Here is a 6,453-nt window from a genome sequence, read left to right as displayed (position 1 = left end):
AGAAATTCGGTGGAGCGGTAGTTCAGTCGGTTAGAATACCTGCCTGTCACGCAGGGGGTCGCGGGTTCGAGTCCCGTCCGTTCCGCCACTTATTAAAAGCCCTGAGCATTTGCTCAGGGCTTTTTCTTTTTCCGTCGTACTATTGTTGCTGTTTTAGCAAAAATCCTCTGCATTTATCGATCTTTTTCCCCTCCATCGCATCAGCCATAATGTTCTCAATGAGTTAACACTAAGTAAAAAAGAGGAATTTATGGCAATCCCTGCATTTGGTCTTGGAACCTTCCGTCTGAAAGATGATGTGGTTATCGCATCGGTAAAAACGGCGCTGGAACTGGGCTACCGTACGATTGATACCGCTCAGATCTATGATAACGAAGCGGCAGTTGGCCAGGCCATTGCCGAAAGCGGCGTGGCGCGTGATGAGCTGTTTATCACCACCAAGATCTGGATCGAAAACCTGAGCAAAGACGCGCTTATTACCAGCCTGAGAGAGAGCCTGAAAAAGCTGCGTACTGATTATGTCGATCTGACGCTGATCCACTGGCCTTCGCCGGTCGATGCCGTCGCCGTTGAAGAGTTTATGCCGGCGCTGCTGGAAGCTAAAGAGCTGGGGCTTACCCGCCAGATCGGGATTTCAAACTTCACGATTCCGCTGATGGAACGCGCAATTGCTGCCGTCGGCGCGGAAAACATTGCGACCAATCAGATTGAGCTATCCCCCTACCTGCAGAATCGCAAGACTGTGGATTGGGCGACAGCGCACGGTATCCATATCACGTCGTACATGACGTTGGCATATGGTAAGGCACTGAAAGATGAAGTTATTTCAGGTATTGCCGCGAAGCACAGCGCAACGCCTGCACAGGTGATACTGGCCTGGGCTTTGGGAGAAGGCTACGCGGTGATCCCGTCTTCAACTAAACGTGAAAATCTGGCGAGCAACCTGAAAGCTCAGGATCTGCAGCTGGATGAGGAAGATCGTGCCGCGATCGCCGCGCTGGATTGCAACGATCGTCTGGTTAGCCCGGAAGGTCTTGCCCCCGAGTGGGATTAAAATAACCCACCCTCTGTAGCCCTTATTTAACCCTCTACAGCTCCTTCGGGAGCTGTTTTACGTGCTCGCTGAGAAAATCAATAAATGCCCTGATCCGGGTGCTGACCGCTCTGTCGCTGTAGTAAACGGCGCTAAAGGGCATTTCTACCGGTAGCCGCTTGTCGGCAAGAAGCTCGACAAACTCCCCGCTCGCAATCTCCTGATTCACCATATAATCCGATAAACAGGCGATGCCGTTACCGGCCAGGCACAGCTGCTTGATGGTTTCCCCACTATTGGAGGATATCTCGCAGCTGACTTCCAGCAGCTGACCATCGCAGCAGGAAACTGGCCAGGTATTTAGTGAAAGGGGTTCAGTAAAACCCAGGCACTGATGATCTTTAAGGCTGGCTACATCCTGCGGCGTGCCGTGGCGGGAGAGGTAGTCAGGTGAGGCGATGATTTTGCGGTAGCTGTTAAACAGCGGCCGGGCGCGCAGGCTGGAATCCGTCAACGTACCCGCGCGGATCGCAACATCAACCTTACGCTCAATCAGGTTGATGAAAGTTTCCGACGACACCAGCGCAAGGGTCATTTCTGGATAGCGCTCGCGAAAAGGCTTCACCAGCGGCATCAGAAAGTGGAGCATCACCGGGGTGGCGGCATCTACCCGCAGCAATCCTCTTGGCGTCGTCCGCGTTTCCAGAAGCTCATTTTCCGCCGCGGCCATCTCCTGAAGCACCACCTGCATACGGCGAAAGTAGCGTTCTCCCTCCTCGGTCAGGCTTAGCTGGCGAGTTGTTCGGTTAAGCAGGCTGACGCTAAGCTTTGATTCCAGCTTTTTTACCGCCCGGCTGACGGCGGAGTTTGCCTGTCCCAGCTGTTCCGCCGCCCGGCTAAAGCTTCCGCTTTCCACCACGGCGACAAAGATGGCAATCTCTTCTGATGTTGCTCTCATTATTGCACCTGTAGCAAAATTCTATTGATACTTTGATAGTTTTTGTTATTTAAGCATCCCTGCATACTACGTGTCATCTTAATCCTGATGCTACGGAGTAAATTATGCCACTGGCGCTACTTGCCTTAACTATCGGTGCCTTTGCGATTGGCACCACCGAGTTTGTGATTGTCGGCCTGGTGCCGACGATCGCAGAACAGCTGGCCATCTCACTGCCTTCAGCGGGTCTGTTGGTTTCTATCTACGCACTGGGCGTCGCGATCGGCGCCCCGGTGCTGACGGCGCTGACCGGCCGCATGCCGCGCAAGCAGCTGCTGCTGGCGCTAATGGTGCTGTTCACTGCCGGAAACCTGCTCGCCTGGCAGGCGCCGGGTTATGAAACGCTGATTTTCGCCCGCCTGCTTACCGGCCTTGCGCACGGCGTGTTCTTCTCGATTGGTTCTACCATTGCGACCAGCCTGGTGCCTAAAGAGAAGGCCGCGTCGGCGATTGCCATCATGTTTGGCGGTCTGACCGTGGCGCTGGTCACCGGGGTGCCTATCGGTACCTTTATCGGCCAGCATTTCGGCTGGCGTGAAACCTTCCTTGCGGTTTCCATCCTTGGCGTGATTGCGCTGGTGAGCAGCCTGATTCTGGTGCCGAACAATATTCCGGGTCGGGCCAGCGCCAGCCTGCGCGATCAGATGCAGGTGTTAACCCATCCGCGCTTGCTGATCATCTATGCCATTACCGCCCTGGGATATGGCGGCGTCTTCACGGCGTTTACCTTCCTCGCGCCAATGATGCAGGACCTTGCCGGTTTCAGTCCGTCTGCGGTGAGCTGGATTTTACTGGGCTACGGTGTTTCAGTGGCGTTGGGTAACGTCTGGGGCGGCAGGCTGGCCGACAGGCACGGAGCGGTAGCCGCACTGAAGATTATCTTTGCTGCGCTGGTTGTGCTGCTGCTGGTGTTCCAGCTGACGGCCAGTATCCAGTATGCCGCGCTGGCAACGGTGCTAGTGATGGGAATCTTTGCCTTCGGCAACGTGCCGGGCCTGCAGGTCTATGTCGTACAGAAAGCGGAACAGTACACGCCCGGCGCCGTCGACGTTGCCTCCGGCCTTAACATTGCCGCTTTTAACGTCGGTATCGCTTTAGGCTCTATTATTGGCGGACAAACCGTAGAGCGCTATGGCCTGGCCGAGACGCCGTGGATTGGCGCGGTAATTGTGTTGGCTGCGCTGCTGCTGGTCATACTGAGCGGTCGCCTGGATAAATCTCGCCCGGCAAAGGCGGTTTCCGTCGAAGGATAAAGGTTTCTCGCGAATTGCATTGAAAGTGCATACGAAAATCCCTATAACAGAATAACCGGCCGCAGTCAGGCCGGTTTCATGTTATCGAGGTTTGATGCCTAAATTGCGAAAGAATACTTATGCTATGCGCTATGTCGCCGGACAGCCTGCGGAGAGAATTTTGCCTCCGGGGTCGTTTGCAAGCCTTAGCCATGGTTTCCCGCCTGGCGTCCCTTTAAGCAGCGATGAGAAGATCCGCGTGCTGGTGTGGAATATCTTTAAACAGCAGCGGGCCGAGTGGAAGTCGGTGCTGAATAATTTCGGGAAAGATGCCCATCTGGTGCTGTTACAAGAGGCGCAAACGACGCCAGAGCTGGTCAGATTCGCCACGACCAACTATCTGGCCGCCGATCAGGTTCCCGCACTCGTTCTGCCTCAGCACCCCTCTGGCGTCATGACGCTGGCTTCGACTCATCCGGTCTACTGCTGCCCTCTGCGCGAACGCGAACCCATTTTGCGCCTGGCTAAATCGGCGCTTGTGACCGTCTACCCGCTGCCGGATATGCGTTTGCTGATGGTGGTGAACATCCATGCGGTTAACTTCAGCCTTGGGGTTGATGTCTACAGCAAGCAGCTGCTACCTATCGGCGACCAGATAGCGCACCACAGCGGCCCGGTTATTATGGCCGGCGACTTTAATGCCTGGAGCCGACCGCGCATGAATGCGCTCTATCGCTTTGCCCGCGAAATGTCGCTGCGCGAGGTTCGTTTTTCCGACGATCAGCGCCGCCGCACGTTTGGTCGCCCGCTCGATTTTGTGTTCTACCGGGGATTAAGCGTGCACGATGCCTCCGTGCTGGTCACCCGCGCCTCCGATCACAACCCGCTACTCGTCGAATTCAGTCCCGGCAAGCCTGATTAATTAAGGTACGTCAGGCCTGCCATGGGGCGGGCCTGCGCAAGCAAGGTGCTGCCTTTATTATTCAAACAACCGAAGGACAACACAATGACAACAAGCTCTCACCATGACAACGTCGAAAAGCAGTTTGGCTCACAGGCCAGCGCTTACCTGACCAGCGCCGTACACGCATCGGGACGCGATCTGCAGCGGCTGGCCGAGCGGCTGGGTGATTTCCCCGCTGCGCAGGTTCTCGATATGGGCTGCGGCGCCGGGCATGCCAGCTTTGCTGCGGCCGGGCAGGTGGCAGGGGTAACGGCATATGATTTATCCAGCCAGATGCTGGACGTTGTGGCGCAGGCCGCCCAGGATAAAGGTTTTTCCAATATAAGGACCCAGCAGGGCTATGCGGAAACACTGCCCTTTGCGGCGGACAGCTTTGACGTGGTGATTAGCCGCTATTCTGCCCATCACTGGCATGATGTTGGCCAGGCGCTGCGCGAGGTCAAACGCGTTCTCAAGCCGGGTGGGGTGCTGATTATTATGGACGTCATGTCACCGGGACATCCGGTTCGTGACGTGTGGCTGCAAACGGTTGAAGCGCTGCGCGATACCTCTCACGTTCGCAACTATTCCAGCGGAGAGTGGCTGGCGCTGGCGAACGATGCCGGGCTGGTCACGAATAGTTTATTGACCGACCGCCTGCCGCTGGAGTTCAGCTCATGGGTGGCACGTATGCGTACGCCGGAGGCGCTGGCAGCAGCGATTCGCCTCTATCAGGATAGCGCCTCGGCAGAGGTAAAAGCCTACTTTGCCTTACAGGACGACGGCTCCTTTACCAGCGATACCATCATGTTTGAAGCGCATAAAGCGGTATAAAAGAAAAGGCACCGGGAGACGGTGCCTTTTTTTATCAGGTATATCAGGAATCCGGCCGGCCGCTATTTTTTACAAACAGCGTGAGCTGATCGCCCGGCTTCAGGTCATCGGTGCCGTTGTTCCAGCGCATCACATCACGAATATTCACGCCATGTCGTTTTGCGATGCTCGACAGCGAGTCGCCTTTGCGTACGCGATAGGTGATGCTATCGCTGTTGTTCGCAAGACGCGTCGCGCTGCTACCGGCGCCAACTACCAGTTCCTGGCCCGCTTTCAGCCCGGATCCGCGCAGATTATTCCACTGCTGCAAATCTTTCGTCGATACGCCGAGACGTGAGGCGATCCCGGAAATGGTATCGCCTGAACGAACCTTATAGCTGCGGCTGGTCAACGGCGCGTTGGCCGCGAGCTGCGTTGGCTGTACGGCAGCAATGTCGCCAGAGGCCAGAGACTCACGCAGCTGAGCGGCATGTTTCTGTGGCACCATCACGTACTTCGGCCCGTTCGCGCCCAGGGTTGATCCCTTTACTCCGGCGTTGAATGTCTTCAGCTTGCCGACGGGCATTCCTGCCATATCGGCCAGTTGGCTAATATCAACCGGACTATCGAGGCGAACTCGCGCCAGCGCACGGCTTTCGTCTGCCGTCGGCAGCTTCACGCCATAGCGCTTGCTGTTTTTGAGAATATCGCTCAAAGCCAGCATCTTAGGTACGTAAATCCTGGTTTCCTGTGGTAATGAAAGCGACCAAAAATCAGTGGGCTTGCCGCGTGATTTATTCGCTTTCATTGCCTTCAGTACCCGGCCTTCACCGCTGTTATAAGCTGCGACGGTCAACAGCCAGTCGCCGTCAAACATCTTATTCAGACGCTGCATCATGTTCAGCGCCGCCGTAGTAGAGGCGACAACGTCACGACGCGCATCGTAGCTGCGGGTCTGCTTCAAACCATAATTGCGCCCGGTGCTCGGAATGATCTGCCAAATGCCTGCGGCATTGGCGCCAGACGTTGCATGCGGGTTAAAAGCGCTCTCCACTATGGGTAGTAATACCAGTTCCATTGGCATGTTACGTTTCTTAACTTGCCCGGCTATCCAGTACATATACGGCTCTGCCCGTAAAGTTACATCGTGGAGATAGCTCTTATTACGTAAGTACTTCTGTTTCTGTTCGCGAATCCGGGTATTTTCCGGAATTCCCATCTTTAGCTCGTCGCCTATGGAAGTCCACAGATCCTGGTCTTGCGCGTAGAAGGTTCCATCATCTAACCAGCGCGCTTGACTTGTGAACTTACCTGCTTCCCCTTGACCAGCTGCAGAAAGGCTCTGTGCGTGCTGTTGAACGTTGCCATCGTGATTAGACGATTGGCACCCCGCCAGCAGGACAGAGACGAGTAAAATCGCTCGTGCCTTCATGTG

6 protein-coding genes and 1 tRNA gene are annotated in these 6,453 nt (G+C 55.6%); 5 read left to right on the top strand and 2 right to left on the bottom strand.

The genetic code is table 11. From position 1 onward, the window contains the following. The first annotated feature begins 11 nt into the window (after window positions 1-11). Together M2416_RS06870 and dkgB are read left to right on the top strand one after the other, a co-directional pair. Window positions 12-88 (top strand) — tRNA-Asp (locus M2416_RS06870). Between the two features lie 162 nt (window positions 89-250). Next, a complete protein-coding gene (dkgB, locus tag M2416_RS06865; protein ID WP_259222844.1) occupies window positions 251-1,054 on the top strand; it encodes a 2,5-didehydrogluconate reductase DkgB in 804 nt (267 codons plus the stop codon). A 34-nt stretch (window positions 1,055-1,088) separates the two neighbouring features. Here dkgB and yafC read toward each other — a convergent pair whose 3' ends face one another. Beyond that, window positions 1,089-1,991, bottom strand: a complete 903-nt coding sequence (gene yafC, locus M2416_RS06860) for a DNA-binding transcriptional regulator YafC (RefSeq protein ID WP_041144158.1) — start codon at window positions 1,989-1,991, stop codon at window positions 1,089-1,091. A 104-nt stretch (window positions 1,992-2,095) separates the two neighbouring features. Between yafC and M2416_RS06855 the strand changes: the two genes are divergently transcribed. The 3 genes from M2416_RS06855 (at window position 2,096) to M2416_RS06845 (ending at window position 5,039) form a co-directional block, all read left to right on the top strand. Then, window positions 2,096-3,283: an MFS transporter gene (locus tag M2416_RS06855; RefSeq protein ID WP_041144159.1), complete on the top strand. Its 1,188-nt coding sequence runs from the start codon at window positions 2,096-2,098 to the stop codon at window positions 3,281-3,283. A gap of 103 nt (window positions 3,284-3,386) precedes the next feature. Further along, complete coding sequence (locus M2416_RS06850) at window positions 3,387-4,184, top strand: endonuclease/exonuclease/phosphatase family protein (protein WP_115194019.1); 798 nt, start codon at window positions 3,387-3,389, stop codon at window positions 4,182-4,184. A gap of 84 nt (window positions 4,185-4,268) precedes the next feature. Further along, window positions 4,269-5,039, top strand: a complete 771-nt coding sequence (locus M2416_RS06845; protein WP_076948101.1) for a class I SAM-dependent methyltransferase — start codon at window positions 4,269-4,271, stop codon at window positions 5,037-5,039. 43 nt (window positions 5,040-5,082) lie between these two features. Here the strand turns inward: M2416_RS06845 and mltD are convergent, their stop codons facing one another. Beyond that, window positions 5,083-6,450 carry a murein transglycosylase D gene (gene mltD / locus M2416_RS06840; protein WP_259222843.1) on the bottom strand — a complete coding sequence of 456 codons (1,368 nt, stop codon included), beginning with the start codon at window positions 6,448-6,450 and terminating at the stop codon, window positions 5,083-5,085. Window positions 6,451-6,453: the final 3 nt, after the last annotated feature.

It is taken from the genome of Klebsiella sp. BIGb0132 (genome assembly GCF_024810075.1).
Classification (GTDB): Bacteria; Pseudomonadota; Gammaproteobacteria; order Enterobacterales; family Enterobacteriaceae; genus Klebsiella; species Klebsiella terrigena.
This window is presented reverse-complemented; position numbering and strand designations above follow the sequence as displayed.